At 43.2% G+C, this 24,697-nt stretch carries 24 protein-coding genes, 7 tRNA genes and 1 pseudogene; 23 read left to right on the top strand and 9 right to left on the bottom strand.

All coding sequences use genetic code 11. The features are described 5' to 3' along the window. Positions 1–88: 88 nt before the first annotated feature. From lnt to EGC80_RS09160, 6 genes are all read right to left on the bottom strand, one after another. Positions 89–1,600 (bottom strand): apolipoprotein N-acyltransferase, encoded by a 1,512-nt coding sequence (gene lnt, locus EGC80_RS09135; protein ID WP_233768653.1) that lies wholly within the window; start codon positions 1,598–1,600, stop codon positions 89–91. A 54-nt stretch (positions 1,601–1,654) separates the two neighbouring features. Continuing rightward, positions 1,655–2,533 (bottom strand): CNNM family magnesium/cobalt transport protein CorC, encoded by an 879-nt coding sequence (corC, locus tag EGC80_RS09140; RefSeq protein WP_101034354.1) that lies wholly within the window; start codon positions 2,531–2,533, stop codon positions 1,655–1,657. A 45-nt stretch (positions 2,534–2,578) separates the two neighbouring features. Next, entirely contained in the window at positions 2,579–3,049 is a 471-nt protein-coding gene (gene ybeY, locus EGC80_RS09145; protein WP_124012362.1) for an rRNA maturation RNase YbeY, read from the bottom strand. After that, positions 3,046–4,110 carry a PhoH family protein gene (locus tag EGC80_RS09150; RefSeq protein ID WP_124012676.1) on the bottom strand — a complete coding sequence of 355 codons (1,065 nt, stop codon included), beginning with the start codon at positions 4,108–4,110 and terminating at the stop codon, positions 3,046–3,048. Before EGC80_RS09150 ends, ybeY begins: the two co-directional genes overlap by 4 nt. 169 nt (positions 4,111–4,279) lie before the next feature. Further along, positions 4,280–5,704, bottom strand: a complete 1,425-nt coding sequence (miaB, locus tag EGC80_RS09155) for a tRNA (N6-isopentenyl adenosine(37)-C2)-methylthiotransferase MiaB (RefSeq protein WP_124012361.1) — start codon at positions 5,702–5,704, stop codon at positions 4,280–4,282. Positions 5,705–5,788: 84 nt separating this feature from the next. After that, the gene (locus EGC80_RS09160) at positions 5,789–6,211 is read right to left on the bottom strand and encodes a hypothetical protein (RefSeq protein WP_124012360.1); all 423 of its coding nucleotides are present in this window, start codon (positions 6,209–6,211) and stop codon (positions 5,789–5,791) included. 226 nt (positions 6,212–6,437) lie between these two features. Between EGC80_RS09160 and EGC80_RS09165 the strand changes: the two genes are divergently transcribed. The 12 genes and pseudogenes from EGC80_RS09165 to EGC80_RS09220 all read left to right on the top strand — a co-directional run. Next, complete coding sequence (locus EGC80_RS09165; RefSeq protein ID WP_233768627.1) at positions 6,438–7,661, top strand: FAD-dependent monooxygenase; 1,224 nt, start codon at positions 6,438–6,440, stop codon at positions 7,659–7,661. Between the two features lie 220 nt (positions 7,662–7,881). Beyond that, positions 7,882–8,469, top strand: a complete 588-nt coding sequence (pth, locus tag EGC80_RS09170; RefSeq protein WP_101034358.1) for an aminoacyl-tRNA hydrolase — start codon at positions 7,882–7,884, stop codon at positions 8,467–8,469. A gap of 77 nt (positions 8,470–8,546) precedes the next feature. Next, complete coding sequence (gene ychF / locus EGC80_RS09175) at positions 8,547–9,638, top strand: redox-regulated ATPase YchF (RefSeq protein WP_124012358.1); 1,092 nt, start codon at positions 8,547–8,549, stop codon at positions 9,636–9,638. Positions 9,639–9,851: 213 nt separating this feature from the next. Further along, a tRNA-Met gene (locus tag EGC80_RS09180) sits at positions 9,852–9,928 on the top strand. 45 nt (positions 9,929–9,973) lie between these two features. Then, a tRNA-Leu gene (locus EGC80_RS09185) sits at positions 9,974–10,058 on the top strand. 45 nt (positions 10,059–10,103) lie between these two features. Next, positions 10,104–10,178 (top strand) — tRNA-Gln (locus tag EGC80_RS09190). A 23-nt stretch (positions 10,179–10,201) separates the two neighbouring features. Next, positions 10,202–10,276 (top strand) — tRNA-Gln (locus EGC80_RS09195). A gap of 5 nt (positions 10,277–10,281) precedes the next feature. After that, positions 10,282–10,358, top strand: a tRNA-Met gene (locus EGC80_RS09200). Between the two features lie 94 nt (positions 10,359–10,452). Then, positions 10,453–10,537 (top strand) — tRNA-Leu (locus EGC80_RS09205). 54 nt (positions 10,538–10,591) lie between these two features. Further along, positions 10,592–10,666: transfer RNA gene (locus tag EGC80_RS09210), tRNA-Gln, on the top strand. A gap of 102 nt (positions 10,667–10,768) precedes the next feature. Next, the gene (locus EGC80_RS09215; protein ID WP_124693470.1) at positions 10,769–10,960 is read left to right on the top strand and encodes a hypothetical protein; all 192 of its coding nucleotides are present in this window, start codon (positions 10,769–10,771) and stop codon (positions 10,958–10,960) included. Next, positions 10,912–11,312, top strand: a pseudogene (locus EGC80_RS09220) (DUF6363 domain-containing protein); the annotation flags it as partial. The gene EGC80_RS09215 and the pseudogene EGC80_RS09220, both read left to right, overlap by 49 nt. A gap of 311 nt (positions 11,313–11,623) precedes the next feature. Here the strand turns inward: EGC80_RS09220 and EGC80_RS09225 are convergent. The 3 genes from EGC80_RS09225 to lolB all read right to left on the bottom strand — a co-directional run bounded on the left by EGC80_RS09225 (position 11,624) and on the right by lolB (position 14,195). Next, complete coding sequence (locus EGC80_RS09225; protein WP_101034362.1) at positions 11,624–12,571, bottom strand: ribose-phosphate pyrophosphokinase; 948 nt, start codon at positions 12,569–12,571, stop codon at positions 11,624–11,626. A gap of 90 nt (positions 12,572–12,661) precedes the next feature. Then, positions 12,662–13,531 (bottom strand): 4-(cytidine 5'-diphospho)-2-C-methyl-D-erythritol kinase, encoded by an 870-nt coding sequence (gene ispE, locus EGC80_RS09230; RefSeq protein WP_124012357.1) that lies wholly within the window; start codon positions 13,529–13,531, stop codon positions 12,662–12,664. Between the two features lie 52 nt (positions 13,532–13,583). Continuing rightward, on the bottom strand, positions 13,584–14,195 hold the full coding sequence (gene lolB, locus EGC80_RS09235; protein ID WP_101034364.1) for a lipoprotein insertase outer membrane protein LolB: 612 nt from the start codon (positions 14,193–14,195) through the stop codon (positions 13,584–13,586). 237 nt (positions 14,196–14,432) lie between these two features. Here lolB and hemA point away from each other — a divergent pair, with 237 nt between their 5' ends. The 11 genes from hemA to EGC80_RS09290 all read left to right on the top strand — a co-directional run bounded on the left by hemA (position 14,433) and on the right by EGC80_RS09290 (position 24,686). Further along, entirely contained in the window at positions 14,433–15,683 is a 1,251-nt protein-coding gene (gene hemA, locus EGC80_RS09240) for a glutamyl-tRNA reductase (RefSeq protein WP_101034365.1), read from the top strand. Positions 15,684–15,697: 14 nt separating this feature from the next. Further along, positions 15,698–16,783 (top strand): peptide chain release factor 1, encoded by a 1,086-nt coding sequence (gene prfA / locus EGC80_RS09245; RefSeq protein ID WP_124012356.1) that lies wholly within the window; start codon positions 15,698–15,700, stop codon positions 16,781–16,783. Positions 16,784–16,792: 9 nt separating this feature from the next. Continuing rightward, entirely contained in the window at positions 16,793–17,647 is an 855-nt protein-coding gene (gene prmC / locus EGC80_RS09250; RefSeq protein WP_124012355.1) for a peptide chain release factor N(5)-glutamine methyltransferase, read from the top strand. A 141-nt stretch (positions 17,648–17,788) separates the two neighbouring features. Further along, positions 17,789–18,184 (top strand): SirB2 family protein, encoded by a 396-nt coding sequence (locus EGC80_RS09255; protein ID WP_124012354.1) that lies wholly within the window; start codon positions 17,789–17,791, stop codon positions 18,182–18,184. A 9-nt stretch (positions 18,185–18,193) separates the two neighbouring features. Beyond that, positions 18,194–18,982, top strand: coding sequence for a transglutaminase family protein (locus tag EGC80_RS09260; RefSeq protein WP_124012353.1), 789 nt, complete (start codon positions 18,194–18,196; stop codon positions 18,980–18,982). Positions 18,983–19,164: 182 nt separating this feature from the next. After that, positions 19,165–20,412: a DUF819 family protein gene (locus EGC80_RS09265; protein ID WP_101034370.1), complete on the top strand. Its 1,248-nt coding sequence runs from the start codon at positions 19,165–19,167 to the stop codon at positions 20,410–20,412. A gap of 17 nt (positions 20,413–20,429) precedes the next feature. Further along, the gene (gene kdsA, locus EGC80_RS09270) at positions 20,430–21,281 is read left to right on the top strand and encodes a 3-deoxy-8-phosphooctulonate synthase (protein ID WP_101034371.1); all 852 of its coding nucleotides are present in this window, start codon (positions 20,430–20,432) and stop codon (positions 21,279–21,281) included. Between the two features lie 161 nt (positions 21,282–21,442). Then, on the top strand, positions 21,443–21,745 hold the full coding sequence (gene tnpA / locus EGC80_RS09275) for an IS66 family insertion sequence element accessory protein TnpA (RefSeq protein WP_124011565.1): 303 nt from the start codon (positions 21,443–21,445) through the stop codon (positions 21,743–21,745). Next, on the top strand, positions 21,742–22,092 hold the full coding sequence (tnpB, locus tag EGC80_RS09280) for an IS66 family insertion sequence element accessory protein TnpB (RefSeq protein WP_124693471.1): 351 nt from the start codon (positions 21,742–21,744) through the stop codon (positions 22,090–22,092). The genes tnpA and tnpB overlap by 4 nt, the downstream gene beginning before the upstream one ends. Before the next feature lie 84 nt (positions 22,093–22,176). Next, positions 22,177–23,682: an IS66 family transposase gene (gene tnpC / locus EGC80_RS09285; RefSeq protein ID WP_124011563.1), complete on the top strand. Its 1,506-nt coding sequence runs from the start codon at positions 22,177–22,179 to the stop codon at positions 23,680–23,682. Positions 23,683–23,813: 131 nt separating this feature from the next. Further along, positions 23,814–24,686 carry a DMT family transporter gene (locus EGC80_RS09290; protein ID WP_101034372.1) on the top strand — a complete coding sequence of 291 codons (873 nt, stop codon included), beginning with the start codon at positions 23,814–23,816 and terminating at the stop codon, positions 24,684–24,686. Positions 24,687–24,697 lie beyond the last annotated feature (11 nt).

The following is a 24,697-nucleotide window of genomic DNA, read 5'->3' on the forward strand; positions in this document are numbered from 1 at the left end:
CGCTAACATAACGACAATGATGACCTCACCCCATGCAATTAGGCTAAATCTTGTGAAAGCGTCTTTTTTGAGTTGGATCAATTGCCCGTTATTTACGTAAGTAGTTTCTTACACCCAATAACAGTAATAAGCTGCACAGTATCAGCAAGGGGAATTGACCTATTTTTCTGAACCAAGTTTCACCTTGATAAAGGGCAACGTTGGTCACTAAGACACCCGTTTCAAACTGAGGGATTGCATCGGTAATTCGCCCGTGCGGATCGACCACTGCAGTAATGCCATTATTGGTCGCCCTCAGTAACGGTTTACCCATTTCAATCGCGCGCATTTGGGCGATTTCCATGTGTTGTAATGGCCCATTAGAGGCGCCAAACCAAGCGTCGTTTGATACCGTGAGCAGCATATCGGTTTCGTCGGTAACACTGGCTCTTACTTGCTCTGGAAAGACAATTTCGTAGCAAATTGCAGGCGCAATATGGTAACCCAGCGCAGTTAAATTAGCTTGAGTGTAGCCACCTCGCTGGAATGATGACATAGGTAAATTAAAAAACGGTGCAATAGGGCGCAATAAATCACCTAACGGCACAAACTCACCTATAGGCAATAAATGATGCTTTTTATACTCATTGCTGCCATCAATGACATAATCAGCACTTTGCTGCTGCTTCAGATGATGATTACCTAAAACGATTAATGAGTTATAAAAGTCTTTTTGCTGGTGGCTAATAATGCCGGTAATTATCGCCGTGTTATTGATATTGGCGACTTGATTGGCATTGATTAAAAAGTCTTCCACCATGGCTTCTGGCGCTGGAATAGCGGCTTCTGGCCAAATGATGATATCGACACTCGAGGCGTCATCAAACTGGCTACGGGTTAAATCCATGTATTTAAGCATAGTCGGCCACAATGCATCGGGTTCCCACTTCATGCTTTGGGCAATATTACCCTGCACTAAGGCGACTTTGACTGATTTCCCAGAGGTGGAAATTGGATTTACTTGTGGTGCCACCCATGCAAGCAGTGCCAACGTAGGTAAAATAAGCAGTATCGGTATTATCCGCTTTTGGCTTAATAGCAGCAGTGAGCCAGCAACTAAAGCCACCACAAAACTCAGTCCCAACGCACCAATAAAGCTGGCAAATTCGCTCAGAGGTCCTAATGTTTGGCTATAGCCAGCCCAAATCCAAGGAAAACCCGTGAGTATCCAGCCTCGTAACCATTCGGTGAGGACCCATAATCCAGGGAATAGCCCAAGATAGGTTATGTAAGGGTTTAACGTATGTTTTGATGTGCGGGATAACTTACTGAGCAAGTATCCACAAATGGCGGGATAAATGGCAAGATAAAGTGCCAGTAAAGCCATTAAAGTTATCGACACAACAATAGGCATGCCACCAAAAGTGTCAATACTGACATGGACCCAGCTAATACCAATAGCAAAACAGCCAAAACCGAAACTAAGCCAATAATACAAACTTTGTTTAGCGGTTAAGGTTTGGCTTTGCCATAAGGCAAAACTGAGTGCCAACGGAAATATGGCCCACATTTCATAAGGCGCAAACGATAATGCCGTACTGGCGCCAGCAAAAAATGCCATCACCAGACGGGCAATACTCAAAGGAGAGTATAAGGGTTGAGTTTTTAGCACGATTTAGTCGTTGAGTTCTTCACTAATATTTGGGTCTGGGAGTTTAACACGAAGTTGCACCAAGCGGCGGTTATCAGCATTAATGACTTTGAACTCAATATTGCTGATGACAATGCTTTCATTACGTTCAGGTAAGTGACCAAATGCATGGGACACCATACCTCCCACAGTATCAAACTCTTCATCACTAAACGCGGTGCCACACGCTTCGTTGAAGTCTTCGATTTCAGTGAGCGCTTTCACCATAAACACAGTATTACTGAGCTTTTTAATTTCAGTGTCTTCAACTGAATTGTGGTCGAATTCATCTTCAATTTCGCCGACGATTTCTTCCAGAATATCTTCAATAGTGACTAAGCCTGATACCCCGCCATATTCATCAACAACAATGGCCATGTGATAACGTTGTGAGCGGAATTCTTTGAGTAGCACATCGACTCTTTTACTTTCAGGAACGACCACTGCAGGTCGAATAACCTGGGCAAGAGTGAAAGATTCATCAGATTGTTTAAAACCGTATTTGATCAAATCTTTAGCCAGTAAAATGCCTTCAATATGATCTTTATCTTCATTAACAACAGGGAAGCGAGAGTGGCCTGAATCGATGACAATTTTTAAAAATTCATCGACAGTCGAGTCTATTTGAATGGTAACAATTTGCGCTCTTGGGATCATGATGTCGCGCACACGAAGGTCGGAAACCTCTAATACACCTTTAATCATTTCGCGAGTATCTTCAGTAATAAGGTCACGCATTTCTGCACCTGCAATGACGTCAACTAAATCTTCGCGATTTTGAGGTTCGCCCTGAAATAATTGGTTAATTTTATCGAACCAGCTTCTCTTGTGGGCGTTTGTACTCGGGGGGATATCGTCACTCATAATATTTACCTAAACAGGGATATCTATCAGATATAGCTTGTTTATTTATGCTTCCTTATAGGGATTTGTAAAACCTAAGCCTTCAACAAGTTGGGTCTCTAATGACTCCATCTCATCGGCTTCCTCGTCGATAATATGGTCATAACCCAGCAAATGCAAGCAGCCGTGTATGACCATGTGTGCCCAGTGCGCGTTTAGCGGTTTATTTTGCTCAATTGCTTCTTGTTCCACCACTTGCGCGCAGATAACGAGGTCACCTAATAACGGCAATTCAACTTCAGGCGGCGCTTCAAACGGAAATGACAACACGTTAGTCGGCTTATCTTTACCGCGATAGGTTAAATTGAGTTGCTGACTCTCGGCAACCTCAACGATACGAATGGTGAGTTCCACTTCTGGCATCGTTTGCCCCATCGCGGTGCGTACCCAAGTGTCAAACTCTGCTTGAGTCGGTAACCTTGGGTTATCAACTGCAATTTGCAGGTCGAGATCTAATGATATCCCTTGCTGGCTCATTGAGTATGTCCCTCTTTTTCCAGTTGGACACGTTTCTGCTCACGTTCGCGATAAGCTTGTTCTTTTGCGGCTTTTTCAATTTGTTCTTGTTGCTCAAAAGCTTCATAGGCTTCAACAATACGAGCCACTACCGGATGGCGAACCACATCTTGGGCAATAAAGAAATTAAAGCTAATTTCGGACACTTCACTGAGGACTTCAATGGCGTGTCGCAGACCTGACTTTTGGCTACGAGGCAAATCTATTTGGGTAATATCCCCGGTGATCACCGCGCGAGAATTAAACCCAATACGGGTTAAAAACATTTTCATTTGCTCAACGGTGGTGTTTTGGGCTTCATCTAAAATAATAAAGGCGTCATTGAGTGTACGGCCGCGCATGTACGCCAGTGGTGCGACTTCAATCACCCCGCGTTCAATCAGTTTTTCGACTTTTTCAAACCCCATCATCTCAAACAAGGCATCATAGAGTGGGCGTAAATAAGGGTCGACTTTTTGGCTTAAATCGCCCGGTAAAAAACCCAGCTTTTCACCCGCTTCAACCGCGGGGCGAGTTAATAGAATACGACGTACTTCTTGACGTTCATAGGCATCAACCGCTGCTGCTACAGCAAGGTAAGTTTTACCGGTACCGGCAGGGCCAATCCCAAAACTGATGTCGTGACGGGTAATGTTATGCATGTACACACTTTGATTGGGTGTACGAGGTTTAATCACGCCACGTTTGGTTTTTATATGGATGCTACTGTCGTCATTGTCTTGTTCAGCTTCAAGGTGAATGGCTTCTTGAATGGCGAGATGAACGATTTCAGGTTCTAAATCAGGCGTGCTGCCTTTTACGGTTTGGGTTTCAATGTATAACTGACGCAACAAGTTATTGGCATTGAGCACGTTACGTGGCAGACCAATAATAGTGAATTGATTATTTTTATGGATAATCTCAACACCTAATCGGCGTTCGAGTTGTTTGATGTTGTCATCAACTGGGCCACATAATGAGGCTAAACGGCGAGTGTCTGACGGTTCTAGATACACGTTCATGGTGGTGGCTTTAGTGGTCAAATAAGGCTCCAGATTTTGGTCAAGGGCAAAGAATAAGTGCTTAAACATGCCATATTACAATAATAACAGTTTACGAGTCTCTGTATTGAATTACCATAATATGACTCATTTTAGGCAAAATTAAAGGCGGACAAGCCGCCTTTAGTAATGCTTAAGCAACAAACATCAATTACGGCTTAAAGTGAGCAACACCCAATGCGTCATCTTGCTTGTGTTTAGCCATAATATCAGACGGATGTAAACTGCGACGTAAATCCATCTCATCTTCACCTCGGACAAATTCTCCGCGCAATGAGTTGGTATAAACATCAACAATTTTCACATCAACAAAACTGCCGATATGAGTGTGGGCAGCTTCAAAGTTAACCACACGACTGTTTTCAGTACGACCACGAAGCTCCATTGGATTCTTTACCGAAGGACCTTCGACTAAAATACGTTGAACAGTGCCTAGCATATGACGGCTATAACGCATCGCTTGCTGGGTAATACGTTCTTGTAAAATCGCTAAACGCTGCTTCTTTTCTTCATCGCTGACATTGTCAGGCAAATCTGCTGCAGGTGTTCCTGGACGTGCACTGTAGATAAAGCTAAAGCTGTGGTCAAAGGCGACATCTTCAATCAGTTTCATGGTATCAGCGAAATCTTGTTGAGATTCACCTGGGAAACCAATAATAAAGTCTGAGCTGATTTGAATATCAGGACGCGCTTTACGCAGACGACGAATAATCGACTTATATTCAATGGCCATGTGACCGCGTTTCATTTGGGTCAAAATACGGTCTGAACCCGATTGCACCGGTAAATGCAGGAAGCTCACCAATTCAGGTGTGTCTTCATACACATCGATAATGTCTTGGGTAAACTCAATTGGGTGGCTGGTGGTAAAACGCAGACGGTCTATACCATCAATCGAGGCGACTAAGCGCAACAATTCCGCAAAGGTGCAGATTTCATCATCGTGGGTTATCCCGCGATACGCGTTAACGTTTTGGCCAAGCAAGTTGACTTCACGAACGCCTTGGGCGGCTAATTGAGCCACTTCGAGAATAACGTCATCCAATGGACGGCTGACTTCTTCACCACGGGTATAAGGCACCACGCAGAAAGAGCAGTACTTACTGCAACCTTCCATAATGGATACGAATGCCGTTGGACCATCAGCGCGAGGCTCGGGAAGACGATCGAACTTCTCAATTTCTGGGAAACTGATATCAATCACGGCTTTTTCGCCACGTTGAATTTGTTCGATCATCTCAGGTAAGCGATGCAGAGTTTGCGGACCAAAAATAATGTCTACACATTGGGCGCGATCTTTAATTGCCTTACCTTCTTGTGAGGCAACACAACCACCGACCCCAATAATTAAATTAGGATTTTTATCTTTTAAAGATTTCCAACGCCCTAGCTGATGGAACACCTTCTCCTGTGCTTTCTCACGAATAGAGCAAGTATTTAGCAGCAGTACATCTGCTTCGCTTGCGTCGTCTGTCAAGGTATACCCTTGATAATCGTCTAATAAATCAGCCATCTTTGATGAGTCGTACTCATTCATCTGACAGCCCCAGGTTTTTATATGAAGTTTTTTACTCATCAGTGCTCGCCGGTAAACCAAAGTTAAAAAATAGCGCGACATTTTACCTTTTGTCAGGCTGTCTGGCCAGCACTAGTGCAAGTTTCACTCATTTGAATAAAAACTTTGTAATGGCCATGGAGATAGTAATGACTTATCGTTTGAATTAAACGTGATTGATTGAGGCGAGTAAACACCAAATTCAGCAGCCATTTGACGACTTTGCTGTTGAGCATTGACCGCGTTACTCTGGCTTAAGTCACGATTGAAACTCAGCAACATTTCCGTGGTTTGTTCATATAGGGCATAATCAAACATACTACGGTATATCACAGTAATCGTTTCAATAGGGCTGATATTGGTCGCGGCCATATTGGTTGCAGGTATTACTGGTTGGTTTTTTTGACTATTGGCCGACACGTGGGCGGATAATGCCAGTGTGCAAGTTAGTATTGTAACAACCACACCACAACGAATGTAATGGCGTACAGGTAGGTAGTATAAAGGTTGATGATGGTGACTGTTCATGATGTCCTCTCTTGGTTAAATAAAGTGGATCCATTAATGAGACAGTCTCAGTATAGAGAATAGTTTGCTGGTTAATTTTTATACATGTAAGCGAATGTAGTGAACCGGCGTTATAGCAACATTTATTCACACTTTTGCTATTCTAGGCATGTCTATACACATGTTGCCGTCTCGTTCATTGCCCTGTTGGGCTTAAAGTCATCTCACGATTATGGATGTAAACACAATGCAAGATGCTTCACTCACTTCAACGAATACCTCGGATAACGCGATTGATTATGATGTTGTCGTTGTTGGTGGCGGAATGGTCGGTGCGGCTGCCGCGATTGGCTTAGGTCAGTTAGGGCTCCGTGTCGCGGTGATTGAGTCTCGCCAACCACAACCTTATGATCCAGAGCAACCTTTGGATGTTCGTATATCGGCTATTAGTGTGGCGTCTGAGCAGTTATTAACACGTTTGGGCGTGATGGATAGCTTATTGACCATGCGCCATGCACCTTATACTGGCTTAGAAACATGGGAACTAGATGGCTGCCTTACTGCATTTAGCGCCGAGCAAGTTGGTCAATCGCACTTAGGCTATTTTTTTGAAAACCGATTGATCCAACTGAGTTTATGGCAACAAATCGAGCAAATGGACAATGTCACCTTGTTGTGTCCGCGAAACGTGACCCAATTCTCTCGCTCAAATGATCGTCATCAAGTGAGTATTCAGCTTGATAATGGCGCTACACTCTCGACAACATTACTGATCGGCGCAGATGGGGCTCATTCGCAAGTGCGCCAATGGGCCGGTATTGGTGTGACAGGTTGGGATTATGCTCAATCGGCGATGTTAATTAATATTAGTACTCAAACGCCCCAGCAATCAGTCACTTGGCAGCAGTTTACTCCTGTCGGGCCAAGAAGCTTATTGCCGCTTCCGGGGAATCATGCTTCATTAGTCTGGTATGACGATGCCAACCGAATTAAACAATTATCTCAACTGAATAATGTGCAACTGGCAGAGCAGATCCGCCAGCATTTTCCGTCGCGATTAGACCCTCATTTTACGGTTGATAATCGTGGCAGCTTTCCGTTAACCCGCCGCCACGCACAGCAGTATTATCAAGATAACCTCGTTATTCTTGGTGACGCGGCCCACACGATTAATCCATTAGCTGGCCAAGGGGTTAATATTGGTTTTAAAGATGTCGATGTGCTGGTGGCCCAAGTCGCTAATGCCATTGGCAGTGGTGAAACATGGTGGGACAGGCGCGTGCTAAAGCGATATCAGCAAGCGCGTTATTACGATAATCAATTAATGATGACCGCAATGGATGCCTTTTATGCGGGGTTTAGTAACGATTTACTGCCGTTAAAATTACTGCGCAATGGCGCATTAAAATTGGCAAACATCGACTCACCGCTAAAGCGTAAAGTATTAAAGTACGCCCTTGGACTTAATTAGATATTCTATCGGCTCAATGTGTGGTTTGTGGCCTCGTTGAAGTAATGGAATAAGCATTACTTGAATAAGACGTGGTGAACGGTAAAGTTTGAGTGGCTCTGAGTGATTACATTATGAGTGAAATTGGTATAAAATGCCGCGTTTTGCATCATGTGTATTTTGATGTACGCCATGAAAGGCATTTAGCGACATTGTTCGCTGATAAACTGACTAGGTTGGGATGAGTAACATTAAACTGATTGTTGGGTTGGCAAACCCCGGTGCTGAATACGCACAAACTCGCCATAATGCTGGTGCATGGTATGTGCAAGAACTGGCTCGTCTATGCAACGTATCATTGGTTGTAGACAGTAAATATTTTGGCGTCACTGCCCGCGTAACATTGCATGGAAGAGATGTGCGTTTACTGATCCCAACAACTTTCATGAATTTAAGCGGTAAGTCGGTTGCTGCCTTAGCTAATTTTTTTCGGATCCTGCCTGAAGAAATCTTGGTTGCCCATGATGAGCTTGACATGGACCCTGGCGTGGCTAAATTTAAATTGGGTGGTGGTCATGGGGGACATAATGGTCTAAAAGACATTATCGCCAGCTTAGGCAACGACAAGAATTTTCATCGCTTGCGCATTGGTATTGGCCATCCTGGTGATAAAAATAAAGTTAGCGGCTACGTACTGGGAAGAGCCCCAGCGTTAGAACAAGAACGGATAATCGCTGCGATCGATGAAGCGGTTCGTTCAACCGAGATTTTATTTAAACAAGACATGGCGAAAGCCATGCACAGATTACATACGTTCAAAGCAGAATAAGCTACGCGAGTTTTGTTTTAACACCCTTTCGACATCATTATCCAATAGGATAACTCTACATATATAAAGGTAAGCATATGGGTTTTAAATGCGGCATTGTTGGTCTGCCAAACGTAGGTAAGTCAACGTTGTTTAATGCGCTAACACAAGCAGGTATTGAAGCGGCAAACTTTCCGTTTTGTACCATTGAGCCAAATACCGGAGTGGTACCTGTACCAGACTCTCGTCTTGATGCGTTAGCAGCCATTGTCAAACCTCAACGCGTGTTACCGACTACTATGGAATTTGTCGATATCGCTGGTTTAGTGGCTGGCGCATCGAAAGGTGAAGGTTTAGGCAATAAATTTTTAGCCAATATTCGTGAAACCGACGCAATTGGTCATGTTGTGCGTTGTTTTGAAGATCCGAATATTGTCCACGTAGCGAACAAAATTGATCCTGCTGGCGATATTGAAGTGATTAACACTGAGCTAGCCCTAGCGGATTTAGACGCATGTGAGCGCGCTATTTTTCGTCAAGCCAAACGTGCTAAAGGCGGCGATGGTGATGCAAAATTTGAAATCAGTGTGCTTGAAAAAATGCGTCCAGTATTAGACGAAGCCAAAATGTTACGTTCATTAGCGTTAACCAAAGAAGAATTAGCCGCAGTAGCGTATCTAAACTTCTTAACCCTAAAACCAACCATGTACATTGCTAACGTTGCTGACGATGGATTTGAAAATAACCCTCATCTTGATGTTGTGCTTGCCATTGCGGCAACCGAAAATGCAATCGTTGTGCCTGTTTGTGCCGCGATTGAGTCAGAACTGGCTGAGATGGAAGCCGATGACCGTGACGAGTTCATGGCTGATTTAGGTTTAGAAGAGTCAGGTTTAGATCGCGTGATCCGTGCTGGTTATGAGTTATTAAATCTGCAAACTTACTTTACTGCCGGTGTAAAAGAAGTGCGTGCATGGACAGTACCTATTGGTGCATCAGCACCACAAGCTGCTGGCGTAATCCACACCGATTTTGAACGTGGCTTTATTCGTGCACAGGTTATGGCGTATGAAGATTTTATTACCTACAAAGGTGAAGCTGGCGCCAAAGATGCGGGTAAATTACGTGTAGAAGGTAAAACGTACATTGTTAAAGATGGCGATGTGATGCATTTCTTATTTAACGTATAAGCGTCATTTACGTTAATTTGAAATTTAAAAGGGGCGTAAAGGTGTTTACGCTAAGTTAATAGGGTTTATTTTGTCGATTCGGCATTCAGTTTGGTGAAGTTATAGCCGAACAAGACGAATTGATGAAAATAGCGAAAAAAACCAGTTGACCTAGATAAGCTGAATAAGCATAATACGCCCCGTTCCTCGCCAAGAGGGATTGCAAGAAATAGTGGCAATATAGCTCAGCTGGTTAGAGCACAGCACTCATAATGCTGGGGTCGCAGGTTCAAGTCCCGCTATTGCTACCATCTATTTCTTACCCATCTACTCAAGATGTTAAACTAGAGTGTTGTGCGGGAATGGTGAAATTGGTAGACACGCCAGATTTAGGTTCTGGTGCCGCAAGGTGTGAGAGTTCAAGTCTCTCTTCCCGCACCATTTATTCGAGACGTTGGCTCAGGCTAATGTTTCAAAAAGCTTAATTGGGATATCGCCAAGCGGTAAGGCACTGGGTTTTGATCTCAGCATTCCAAGGTTCGAATCCTTGTATCCCAGCCATTTATAAAGTTAGACAAGATTATTGGGATATCGCCAAGCGGTAAGGCACTGGGTTTTGATCTCAGCATTCCAAGGTTCGAATCCTTGTATCCCAGCCATCTTTGGCAATGTAGCTCAGCTGGTTAGAGCACAGCACTCATAATGCTGGGGTCGCAGGTTCAAGTCCCGCCATTGCTACCATATTTATTAGGTAGAGTGAGTATTATTTGCGCTAGCTGGTAAAGCCAAAGTTTACTCTGAAATAAAAAGAGTATACTGTAAGTTAAAATTTGATGCGGGAATGGTGGAATTGGTAGACACGCCAGATTTAGGTTCTGGTGCCGCGAGGTGTGAGAGTTCAAGTCTCTCTTTCCGTACCATCAAATTTTAGTTAAATTAAATGGTTTCTCTGCTTTAAAATAAATAGTTGTTATTGGGGTATCGCCAAGCGGTAAGGCACTGGGTTTTGATCTCAGCATTCCCAGGTTCGAATCCTGGTACCCCAGCCAAATTCTGAAAAGCCCGTCTATTAAGACGGGCTTTTTGTTGGATTTTTTTAGATACCAATCACGTTAACCCCAATTGAAGCCTTCAGAGTTGGGTGCAGATCAATGCAGAATCAAACTTTAGCCTGCTGTGAACTCCCGCAAAATGAGTCGATAATTAATACAGTAGGTAAAATTTATCAAGAGTATTTTCCTATCAACACGATTGATTCTATCCGTTATCTATTTTACTTACTGTTCTTGAACCCTCAAGGGACTTCTATCTTGATGGTGGGTTGGCTGCGCCATTACCCGTGAGAGAAGCGTATCGCCGCGACGCTCGTAAAATTGTGGTTATTCGCACGGTTAATGCCCATTTTCATGCACAATCTGCTTGGGTACATAAGCTCAAATCATGGATTGGTGTGTCAGGGGACTGTCCCAAAACAATTGATTACTTGGTTCCGCATGAACAAGAGCTCGCTTTTATCGCTAACCCACCTGAAGATGTCGAGGTCATTCAAATTTTGCTGATGACAATCTTTAAAGCAAATTGTTAGCCAGTACAGATATCGATTTACGTCATGGTTATGGTACTGGCATCGCTGCGGGCAATGCTTTTTACAGACTCAGCAAGCATTTTATGCAACACATTCAGTGCATCAGTTAGATAAACGGCAGTCGTTTGCTTTCAGACAAGAAATGACCGCTTAATGGAACTCATTGTTGGTCTAAGGCCGATATGAGAGAGCTCGTGGACGGTGCATTGATTAAAAGGGCTAAGCCCTAATGACAAGCCAATCAATGCACGTTGAATTGATCGTTTGAACCTTACGGCATGGTTTTACGGGTAATTGCCGGATATCAGTCATTCAATAATGGTTAATGTCTCGTAATGCCGGTTGAGCACCAACCAACAAACAAAAACGCACTCAATTGAGTGCGTTTTTTATGTCAGCGTTAAGCCTAATCGAATAAAGATTAGTGGCGAAACATCGCAGAAATTGACTCTTCGTTACTAACACGACGGATCGCTTCGGCTAATACTGCAGACATGGTCAGCTGAGTCACTTTAGCCACTTTCATCATTTCAGGGCTTAATGGCACAGTGTCTGTGACGATAACTTCATCGATAACAGAATTAGTAATATTTTCAGCCGCATTACCTGAGAATACAGGGTGAGTAGCATAAGCGAACACGCGGTTAGCGCCATGTTCTTTTAATGCTTCTGCAGCCTTACATAAGGTGCCGCCAGTGTCGATCATGTCATCAACAATAATGCAATCACGGCCTTGAACATCACCAATGATGTGCATTACCTGAGCCACGTTTGCCTGTGGGCGACGCTTATCGATAATTGCAAGATCAGTATCATCTAATAGCTTAGCAACTGCACGAGCGCGAACTACACCGCCAATATCAGGAGATACAACAACAGGGTTTTCAAATTTCCTGGCGAGCATGTCTTCAAGTAACACAGGGCTACCGAATACGTTATCAACAGGGACATCAAAGAAACCTTGAATTTGCTCAGCGTGTAAGTCACAAGTCAATACGCGGTCAACACCCACGCTTGACAAGAAATCTGCAACCACTTTCGCTGTAATAGGCACACGTGCACTGCGCACACGGCGGTCTTGACGAGCATATCCGAAGTAAGGAATAACGGCAGTAATACGACCCGCTGATGCACGACGTAATGCGTCAACCATGACAATAAGCTCCATGAGATTATCGTTCGTGGGTGCGCAAGTAGATTGGATAATGAACACATCCGCACCACGTACATTCTCGTTTATTTGAACACTGATTTCACCGTCGCTGAAACGGCCTACAACGGCGTCGCCAAGTTTGCAAAATAAACGGTCGGCAATCTTAGCGGCTAGATTTGGGGTAGCGTTACCAGCAAAGAGCTTGATGTCGGGCACTTTATGAACCTCAGGTGTTTGCTTTACAATTAAAGGCTAGATCAATTTTATGTGTTGTCACTCAAAACTGACCCAGAAGATATTATGTTTTCAGAGTTGCTCAAGCCGTATTTGTAATGGCGACTTATTCATCCCTTTTGCGACAAACCCTCGCATATCAGCCGGTAATTCGGCTAAAGCGTCAAGGGCTTGTTGCGAATGTGTAAATTCCCCGAACACGCATGCGCCTGTTCCGGTCATTCTCGACGGCGCATATTCTACCAGCCAGCTTAAGGCATTGGCAACTTGAGGGTGCCTAGTTGTGACCAGTTTCTGACAGTCATTGGTCCATTTTCGAGTCATTAAGGTGTTTATATCAACTTTCGGGGTGTTGCGGGGCAAATCAGGATCTTGGAAGATATCCTTGGTTGACACATGCACATCCGGCACAATGACTAAGTACCACGACTCTGTTGGTTCTACTGTGATCAACTTTTCTCCTACGCCCTCGGCAAACGCAGATAAACCATTAATAAAAACAGGGACATCCGCACCAAGCGTTAAGCCTATTTCAGCCAGTTTACTGGGTGATAAATTGGTTTTCCATAAGGCATTTAGGGCCACTAATGTGGTTGCAGCATCAGATGAACCGCCCCCTAGACCGCCACCCATAGGTAATAATTTGTCTAACCAGATATGTGCGCCGCCTTCATATTGGGCGTATCTCTGGAGTGATTTTGCGGCTTTAAGAATTAAGTTATCGCTGTCAGCAACAGAATCGCTAATATTTGAATGTAGAACCAAATCAGGTGTGTCGGTAATATGAAAATCAAGATAGTCACAATGGTCAATAAATTGAAACAGAGTTTGTAATTCGTGATAGCCATCGGCTCGCTGGCCAGTAACATGTAAAAATAAATTCAATTTTGCGGGAGCAGGCCAACTTATTGATGCTGATTTGTGTGAGCTCGTGGATGTCATGTTCGTTTCACTACCTTGTTTAATAACCCGCGTAACATTAAGGATTAAACGCTTATTTTGTTCTGGCTGCTACCGCTGTCCATTGATTACTTTGAATCTTAATTTGTACATTTTCACGTTCAATTTTTAACAGCTTAGGCACTAATGCGCCACTTTGATGGTGCCAACTGAGAAAACTGACCGACCAATTTGCTTGGGGATCGTGACTGATTAATTGTTTAATTGTGCCATCAGGATTATAGCTGACAATGTTATCATTATTGCCAATTTGGCCGGTGATCCATAACGGAAGGCTTTCTAGGGGGATTGACCATCCGCTAATCGCTTTCAGTAAATCTTGTGCATTACTGTCACGATATATTTTGCCGTCAACTTCAAGTGTCGCCATCCCCTGATCCGTCTTAAGGGATAATACCGTTGTGCCTAATACAGTTGTTAACCGTAAATCATTGGCTGCCGGTTGATGTAACCAGTATATATTGGTGCTGAATTTGTCTTCAGATGTCTTAACGGCAATTTTACCTTGAAGTTCCCATGCTTTAGCTTGAGCTGCGTTTTTCACCGTTATTGGGATAAAATCGTCAGATGGGGTGACACTACAACCGGCTAATAAAAGCACCGCGGTAATGAAAGCTATATGAAATAAAGAGGCAGATAAACGCAATGGATTGCCTAACAGTGGTTTAAGATTATCTTATGATACTGGGCTTAAGCCATTATGTAAAAATGCTTTTTACAAAATTAATGTGATATTAATGTACTGGTTTACATAATACTTAGGTGAATAAAAAATAAAAATTTAGACATTTATTCGGTTTTGTTAACCCAATTGTGTTTTTAGTTGGTTCAATTCAGTAGAATAGACTAATTAACGTCACCGAAAAGAACTTGATACTGTCAAATGAGCCTAGTAATAATCGGGATAAACCATAAAACCGCCACGGTAGATTTGCGTGAAAAAGTCGCTTTCTCTCCAGACCGCATTCATGACGCAATGAAAAGCTTGGCCAGTCGCACCCGCACGGGTGAGGCCGTTATTGTGTCTACCTGTAACCGAACTGAGCTGTATTGCAATAATGCCAATAAGGAAGACATTATTGAATGGTTAGAGGATTACCATAATTTAGACCATAGTGATTTAATGCCGTGTATCTACGCCTATGAAGAACAAGTTGCCGTCAAGCATTTAATGCGAGTGGCATCGGGTTTAGATTCTCTGGTGTTAGGTGAACCGCAAATTTTGGGACAGGTCAAACAAGCGTTTGTGAAAGCTAAAGAAGCTGGCACCATAGCGTTAACGATTGACCGTTTGTTTCAAAATACCTTTTCTGTGGCTAAAAAAGTGCGCACTGAAACTGAAATCGGTGCCGCAGCCGTCTCTGTTGCTTTTGCGGCAGTCAGCATGGCGAAACATATTTTCTCATCATTGAGCACCACTAAGGTGTTACTCATTGGTGCAGGAGAAACCATTGAGTTAGTTGCCAAGCACCTTAAAGATAACGGTGTCGCTTCTATGGTGGTGGCGAATCGCACTCTCCAACGTGCCCAAGCCATGTGTGAAGAGTTTAATGCAACAGCAATTACCTTAGAACAAATTCCAGACTTTCTCGCTAAAGCCGATATCGTGATATCCTCTACCGCCAGTCCTTTGCCTATTTTAGGTAAAGGCATGGTCGAAAAAGCGCTAAAACAGCGTCGTCATCAACCTATGTTGTTGGTGGATATTGCAGTTCCAAGAGATATTGAAGCCGAAGTCGGTGAGTTAGACGACGCATTCCTTTATACTGTAGACGATCTGCATAGCATAATTGAACAGAACATGGCTTCACGTAAAGAAGCCGCCGAGCAAGCAGAATTAATTACTGAAGATCAATCACACTTGTTCATGGAGTGGATTAAGTCTTTAGAGTCAGTCAACAGTATTCGCGAATATCGCAGCCAGAGCTTGGCGATTAAAGATGAATTAGTTGAGCGTGCCCTGAATAAATTGTCTCAAGGCAGTGATAGTGAACAAGTGATACTAGAGTTAGCTAATAGGCTAACTAATCGTTTGATACACTCACCTACACAAGCGCTCACATCAGCAAGCCGTCAAGGTGATTTGAATACGTTAGGCCAATTAAGAACTGCGCTTGGTTTAGATAAAAACTAAGGTTAGCGAGCTAAATGAAAGAATCCGTTATCCGCAAGCTTGAAGGCTTGCTAGAGCGTAATGAAGAAGTATTGGCGTTACTCAGTGATGCTAGCGTGATAGCCGATCAAGACCGCTTTCGTGCATTATCCAAAGAATATGCTCAACTTGAAGATGTGGTAAAAGAGTTTACTGCATTCCAACAAGCCCAAAAAGATTTCGACTACGCCAAAGAGATGCTTGAAGAAGACGATCCTGAAATGCGCGAAATGGGCCAAGATGAGTATAAACAAACAAAGCAAGCGTTAGAAAAGCTTGAAGATGAATTACAAGTATTACTCTTGCCCACCGATCCAAACGATGACACCAATGCGTTTCTTGAAATTCGCGCGGGTGCAGGTGGTGATGAAGCGGCTATTTTTTCCGGTGATTTGTACCGCATGTATTCACGTTATTGTGAAGCCAACCGATGGCAAATGGAAATCATGAGCGTTAATGAAGGTGAACATGGCGGCTTCAAAGAAATTATTGTTAAAGTCAGTGGTGACGGTGCTTACGGTAAGCTAAAGTTTGAGTCCGGTGGACACCGTGTTCAACGTGTGCCAGAAACCGAATCTCAAGGTCGTGTGCATACCTCTGCTTGTACTGTAGTGGTATTGCATGAAGTGCCCGAAGCCGAAGCTGTGTTGATTAATGCTGCTGATTTAAAAGTCGATACATTCCGCGCGTCTGGTGCGGGTGGTCAGCATGTTAACAAAACCGATTCTGCTATTCGTATTACTCATATTCCATCTGGCATTATTGTTGAGTGTCAGGATCAACGTTCACAGCATAAAAACCGTGCCCAAGCGATGAGTGTATTGGCCGCGCGTATTCAAGCTGTTGAAGATGAAAAAAGACGCAGCGCTGAAGAAACAACACGTCGTAGTTTAGTGGCCAGTGGTGATCGTTCTCAACGTATTAGAACGTATAATTACCCACAGGGTCGCGTAAGTGATCATCGAATCAACTTAACGCTATATCGCTTGAATGAAGTTATGGAAGGCGATTTAGATGTCTTGCTAGAGCCTATTATGCAAGAACATCAAGCAGATATGCTTGCAGCGTTAGCTGACGATTAAGGAGTGCTCTTGACTCAGTCTTCGTATTCAACAATTGCAGAAGTTCTACAATGGGCTTATTCACAATTAGCCGCAACCTCTGAATCTGCCCATATAGATGCAGAAGCACTGCTATTGCATTGTTTGAATAAAAATCGTAGTTTTTTATATACTTGGCCTGAGCGGCAGCTTACTAGTGATCAATTTAAAGCCTATAGCCAGATGATTGATAAGCGTCAAAAGGGGACGCCGGTTGCGCATATCATTGGTGAGCGAGAGTTTTGGTCATTACCCTTTATTGTTGATGACTCGACCCTTATTCCAAGACCTGATACCGAGATTTTAGTTGAAACAGCACTGAACTTATCAGTGCGTCACAATGCTAAAGTATTGGATTTAGGCACAGGAACAGGGGCTATAGCATTGTCTTTAGCATCGGAGCGACCTAAATGGCGCATTACTGCTATTGATAATGTTCTTGACGCTGTCGAGCTTGCCAAAGCTAATCGCGGCAATCTTAATTTACTCGATGTGGAAATTATCCAGTCAGACTGGTTTTCTGCGGTTGAGCAGCGTGATTTTGATTTGATTGTGTCTAACCCGCCTTATATCGATGAAGCCGATGAGCATCTTCATTTAGGGGATGTTCGCTTTGAGCCACAAAGTGCGCTAACCGCAGGAAATGAAGGTTATGCTGATCTGTTTTACATTGCCGCTCAAGCGCGTGAGCATTTACTTCCCGGGGGTTATTTATTGCTTGAACATGGTTATGAGCAAGCAATCAAAGTGCGTAAAAAGCTCATCGAACTAGGCTATAAAAATGTTGCTACGGTGCGTGACTTTGGCAGTAATGATCGCTGCACGCTAGGGCAATGGGGTGATTAATATTCCTGCAATCAATAGGCGTTTCCCCCTCTAAAGATATAAACAACAAATAAATATCAACAATCGTGATATTGGTACACGGCTGATTGATAGCGTACACTAGCCGCCTTTTACTTTTACCTTCTCAATGAGACTTCATCAATGGAAACATTTTACAGTTTATATCCAGCGGTAAAGCATACTCACATGCTGTTAGTTGCCACAAGTGTGACCTTTTTTATCGTGCGTTTTGTTTTACATTTACGTCAGTCTCCTATTATGGACAAAAAGTTTGTGAAAGTGGCGCCACATGTTGTTGATACTTTTTTACTACTGTCAGGCTTTACCCTTTGCTTTATGATCAAACAGTATCCTTTTGTCGATCCATGGATGACCGAAAAAATAATCTGTGTGGTGGCATACATTGCTTTAGGTGTCATGGCACTAAAATCTAACCGTAATAAGCTGTTTAAGTTTTTTGCTTTTATCGGCGCAATTGGTTGGGTAGTGTTAGCGGCCAAACTGGCTTATTTTAAACAAGTCGTCTTAATGGGTTAATTGGTTTTAATGGCAAAATATCTTCTTAATGATGCAGTTTCGATCCCCGAAACTGCATTTGAACTATCTGAACACCTTGGCTTTTCAACATCCAAATCTGCTATGTGGGCGTGGTATGAAATGGCCGGTTCAGTATTGAGTCACTATGTTGTTGACCAGCAAGCACGGCTTGATGGTCTGTTTAATTGGTTTTACAATGATCTCGGTTTTTGTGTTCGAGACGACTATTTTAGTGTCGAGGCAGCAGATTTAAGTTATTGCGTGTTAAAGCGTCAAGGTAACAGCACCACGCTATCAACATTGTTAATTTTATTGGCCAAGCAACTCGACATAACACTCGAGGCGATTTTATTACCCGGTAATACGGTACTAAAAAGCCAGATAAATGATGTTGTTAGATACCATGACCCACTTACAGGTAAAGAGCTTAGTCGTCATCAGATGCATGCATTAGTGCGTGGTGAGCTGGGTAATGCAGCTAAATTAAAGCCCAGCCATCTAAAAACAGCTACACTAAAACGGCTAATTAGTCGCATGTTACATGAGCTAAAAGCGGGTTGTATTGTCAGTCATAAATATGAACAGGCAATGGAATGCTGTAATTTATTATTACAATGGCACCCTGACGATGTGCACCTTAATCGCGAGCGAGCTTTTATTGCCCAGCAATTAGGTTGTATTAAAGTGGCCATGTCTGATTTACAGCACTTCATTGATTTGAGTCCGCATGATCCGGTGATTGAATTGGTTAAGATTCAATTAAAGGAACTTAGTCAACATACGCAGGTTTATCATTAATCATTTGATAGTACTTGCTGCTTAGGCTGCTTTGGGTTAACTCAAAGCAGTTTTTATTCGCAGTGATGGTGTTGCTCGTTTATGCAGCGCTTATCTGTGAAACCATGCGAATTGAATCACAATTGATTTCGCAATAATAATAATAACTAAAAATATAATGTATTTGTAAGGGAGAACACTGCATGACAACGTCAGCAATGGTGAGCAATGATGCCACCGCACTGGGTATACTCGCCGTTATTCTAGGTTTTGTTTTTTACACTAGTTCATCAACTCATCCTTTTTGGCAAAAATTCTATAAATACATACCTGCATTACTACTGTGCTATTTCTTACCCTCATTATTAAACACATTTGGCGTGATTGATGGTCATACATCACAACTGTATTTTGTTGCGTCACGCTATTTATTGCCAGCCTGTTTGGTTTTATTGATTTTAAGTGTCGATTTAAAAGCCATTCTGAGTTTAGGTCCTAAAGCAGTTATTATGTTTTTAACCGGTACTCTTGGGATTGTCATTGGTGGACCGATTGCATTATTGAGTGTGTCAATGATCGACCCATCACTGCTGGGTGGTAATGGTCCGGATGCCGTTTGGCGCGGCATGACGACCTTAGCGGGTAGCTGGATTGGTGGTGGTGCAAACCAAGCCGCGATGAAAGAGATTTATTCGGTCGGTGGTGAGATATTCTCGGTAATGGTGACGGTAGATGTCATCGTGGCCAATATCTGGATGGCTGTATTGCTATTTATGGCATCGAAAGCCAAAGAAATTGATGCCAGAACTGGCGCCGATACTAGCGCAATTGAAGCACTGAAACAGAAAGTCGAAAAGTACCACGCAGAAAACGCACGTATTCCTTCACTTCGCGACATTATGTTGATTGTGGCCGTTGGGTTTGGGGTGACGGGCTTCGCCCATTTTGCGGCCGATTTCTTGGGGCCGTTCTTCGAAGCCAACTATCCATGGACCGAAGATTACAGTTTAACCTCTAAATTCTTCTGGTTAGTGGTGATAGTGACCACCGTTGGTTTAGGTCTTTCATTTAGCCCGGTTCGTCATTTAGAAGCCTCTGGTGCCTCTAAAATTGCCTCGGCATTTTTATACATTTTAGTCGCGACCATTGGTTTACATATGGACGTGTCTAAAATAATGGATACACCGATTTATTTCCTAGTCGGCATAGTGTGGATGTTAGTTCACGCAGGATTAATGTTATTGGTGGCTAAGCTTATTAAAGCGCCATTGTTTTATATGGCCGTGGGCAGTCAGGCAAACGTTGGTGGAGCCGCATCAGCCCCTGTGGTGGCGGCAGCATTCCACCCTGCATTAGCACCTGTTGGGGTGCTGTTGGCAGTATTCGGATATGCATTAGGTACTTACATGGCTTGGCTATGTGGTCAGTTATTACAAATTGTCGCAGCGTAATGCGCTAAGAGGATCAAATGGATCAAAAAATTATTCAGTTATCTCATAACGTTCAAGTCGCTAACGATAAGCCGTTCGTTTTATTTGGTGGTATGAACGTACTTGAGTCGCGCGACTTAGCCATGTCGATAGCGGAGCATTATGTCGAAGTGACTCAAAAACTAGGCATTCCCTATGTGTTTAAGGCGTCTTTTGATAAAGCCAATCGTTCATCGGTTAACTCATACCGTGGTCCAGGAATGGAAGAAGGCTTACGTATTTTTGAAGAAATAAAATCAACGTTTAACGTGCCAATTATCACCGATGTACACGAAATCCATCAGTGTGCACCTGTGGCTGAAGTGGTTGATATTATTCAGTTACCTGCATTCTTAGCCCGTCAAACCGATCTTGTGGTGGCGATGGCCAAAACCGGCGCTGTGATTAATGTGAAAAAACCGCAGTTTTTAGCGCCACATGAAATGCGTCATATCATTACTAAGTTTAACGAAGCCGGTAATGACAATATTATTTTATGTGAACGCGGCAGCAGCTTTGGTTACAATAACCTCGTTGTCGATATGCTAGGCATGGACGAAATGAAGCAAACAGGTTACCCGGTGATCTTTGATGCCACCCATGCGCTGCAACGCCCTGGTGGACGTAGCGATTCAGCGGGCGGACGCCGTGCACAAGCAACCGAGCTTGCGCGCAGTGGTATGGCATTAGGCTTAGCGGGCTTATTTATTGAAGCGCATCCAGATCCTGACAATGCAAAATGTGATGGTCCTTGCGCGTTGCCACTGCATTTATTGGAGCAATACCTCACGCAGATGAAAGCAGTTGATGACTTGGTCAAATCATTTGAGTTTATTGATACCAGCAAGTAAACCATCAATGGCATTGAATAACTGAAACACCGGCGAGTTGATTTTTAATCAATTAGACATTTAATCAGTGTCTTTTAATGGTAAGCGCTCAATTAACCGCACATACCAATAACCTTCAAATGTGACATGATTATTTCCTAACTAAATCTAGGAAAACAATCATGTCAAAAAACGATAAAATACAATACTGGCAACGCATTTTTCAGCAGCAAACTGAAAGTAAATTAACCAAAGCTGAATTTTGTAAAACCAATGACTTAACCCTATCTACATTTTATGCGTGGACTAAAAAACTTAACCCGCATTCGTCATCAACTAAGCAAAAAGTGGTGCCGCTGATTTTTCCTGAAATTAAACCTGACCAGCCACTCACGCTGGCATTGCCCAACGGCTATCTGTTTTCTTTTCCAGCCTCATTAGCGCCAAGCAAATTACAACAATTTTTACGCGTGCTATCAGCATGACACCACATAAGCAGATCTATCTTGTTACCGGCCATACCGACATGCGTAAAGCCATTGATGGCTTATCTTTAATCGTCAGTGATGTATTGGAAATGGATCCGTTGAATCAAGCCTGGTTTATTTTTTGTAATCGCGACCGGGACAAAATTAAGATTTTATTTTGGGATACTAATGGTTTTTGGCTTTACTATCGGCGGCTAGAAAAAGGTCGCTTTAAGTGGCCTGGCGCTAACGACGAACAAGACGCGCTGACAATCAACCAGCATCAGCTAAATTGGTTACTATCAGGCTTATCGTTAGAAGTATCCCATGGGCATAAACCCTTAAATGGCCTGACAGTGAGGTGATCATCACTGGATCGCTAAATAGCGGTTGCATGATCAAATACAGCAGGCAAACTAGCGCTATCTATTGGTCTTGAACGCTAATTAATGACAACTGAACAGCCTGATAATATTGAACAACTAAAAAAAATGCTGGCAATGTTGCAGCATGAAAATCAGGTGCTCAATGCTAAAAATAAAGACTTGGAAAACCGCCTTAATATCGCTTTGGAACAATTGCAACTCAACCGCAATAAGCAGTTTGGTCAACGCAGTGAGAAAATGCCGAAAGGCACATTCAATGAAGCTGAGCAGGATCAATCCACAAATAAAAATGAAAATAAACAACAAGGTAAAACGGGTCGAAAACGATTACCTGAGCACCTTGAACGTGAAGAAAGATCTTATACTCTTGACAGCCCTATGTGCGATTGCTGTGGTCATGTGATGCGTGAATGCGGTGTGCAAGAAAGCGAACAAGTCAACATTATTCCAGAGAAGATCAGCGTCATTAAGCACAGGCAAACCAAGTATGCTTGCCGTGAATGTGAAACAACATCAACCAGTACCTCTGTCATTACCGCGCCTAAGCCTGCACAGCCGATCCCCCAGAGTATCGCCAGCCCTGAAGCGCTTGCGGCTGTGGTGACCGCCAAATACTGTGATGCCCTACCGCTTTATCGGTTAACCGACATATTTGCCCGTGGCGGTTTAAATATTAGCCGCGCTACACTGGCCAATTGGTGCATAGCCAGTGCCGAATTAGTTAGGCCGTTAATTGCTGCGATGAAAGCTAATCTACTCGCTCAATCAACGCTGTGCGCAGATGAAACAACGGTGCAAGTATTGGATGAACCAGATAGAAAAGCAGCAACTAAATCCTATATGTGGGTCTATCGCAGCAATGAATTTAGCGATAACCCTGTTGTTATTTATGATTATCAACCGAGTCGTGCACGCAGTTGCCCAGAAGCATTTCTAGCAGATTATGCCGGATATTTACAATGTGATGGTTACAGTGTTTACGACAATATAGAAGGAATAATGCCAGTCGGGTGCTGGGCACACGCCAGACGCAAATTCCACGATGCCTTAGCGGTGCAACCGAAGAAAACCGGCAAAGCAACAGTCGGTATCAATTATATTCAAAAACTGTATGCAATAGAAAAGCGGGCAAAAACATTACCGCCCGATAAGCGAAAATCACTCCGGCAGGAAAAGGCTGAGCCAATCTTAACATCGTTGCATGAATGGTTAGAAAAAAGCGAGAAAACAGTCCTGCCCAAAAGTAAAATTGGGGTAGCAATCAAGTACACATTGAATCAGTGGGAAAAACTGAGGCGTTACCTTGAATCAGGTGAATTAGGCATTGATAATAATGTCACTGAACGCGATATCAGGCCGTTTACGACGGGGCGGAAAAACTGGATGTTCTGCCAATCGGTAAATGGTGCAAAAGCCAGTGCTGCACTTTATAGCTTGGTGATGACTTGCCGTGCCAACGATATTAACCCGTACTTTTACTTCCAAAAACTTTTCACGGAACTGCCACAACGGGATAAATTTGCTGATTTAAGTGATTTATTACCTTGGCATGCCGATCTAAAAGCTTGATGATATCGGGCTCCACCGCTTAATTGACCGCTTACTTTTAATGGTCGTAAACAGTAATCTAATTGCCCTTGTATAAGCCCTGACTTGTTACCAAGTTTCAGGGCTTTTTTATGTAAAGAGCAACAATAAATATGTGGATCATGTTTACCTTTCTCGCCGCGTTTATGCAGGCGTGGCGCAATGCATTTCAAAGTAAACTCAGTAAAGACGTGAGTATTGCTGGGGTCACATTAGCGCGGTTTATTTGGGCGGGCCCAATTGCCGCTGGTTACCTTTTTGCTTTACATCAATATCAACCCACAGCAATGCCAGAATTTAGTGGCAGCTTTTGGGGCTTTGTTATTGGTGCATCAACCATGCAAATACTGGCAACAGGGCTAATGGTTAAGCTATTTAAAATGCAAAACTTCGCCATAGGTGCCGGTCTTGCCAAAAGTGAAGCCTTAGTAGCCGCAATACTGGGTGTATTGTTTTTTGGTACTCAACTTTCGGCGTTGGGTTGGATGGGGGTCATTGTTGGTGGTCTTGCGGTGATGTTGCTTAGCAGCAAACAAGGCTTTAAACATTTGTCGCTTAAAACGGTGTTGTTAGGCCTTGCGTGTGGCAGCGCTTTTGCGCTGACATCATTATGGGTAAGAGAAGCCAGCTTAACCTTACAAGGCCCGTTTACGCATCGCGCTGCGTGGGTATTGTTGTGGGTGATAGGTTTACAAACCATAGTGCTAATAGGTTATTTACTGGCTAAAGATAAATCGACCTTAACCGCGTTGTGGCAACGACCCACATTAACCTTATCCATTAGTGTCACTAGTTGTATTGGTTCTATCGGCTGGTTTAGCGCCATGTCATTACAGGCGGTACCTTATGTCAAAACATTAGGCCAAGTTGAGGTGTTTTTTACTCTGATTATTGCGACATTTTGGCTTAAAGAGAAGGTTAAAATTAATGCTGTGGCTGGGTTATTGTTAATCGCCATTGCCGCGATTTTAGTGATGTGGAGCTAATTACCTCGAGT

Origin of the sequence: Shewanella psychromarinicola (assembly GCF_003855155.1) — a bacterium.
Taxonomy (GTDB): domain Bacteria; phylum Pseudomonadota; class Gammaproteobacteria; order Enterobacterales; family Shewanellaceae; genus Shewanella; species Shewanella psychromarinicola.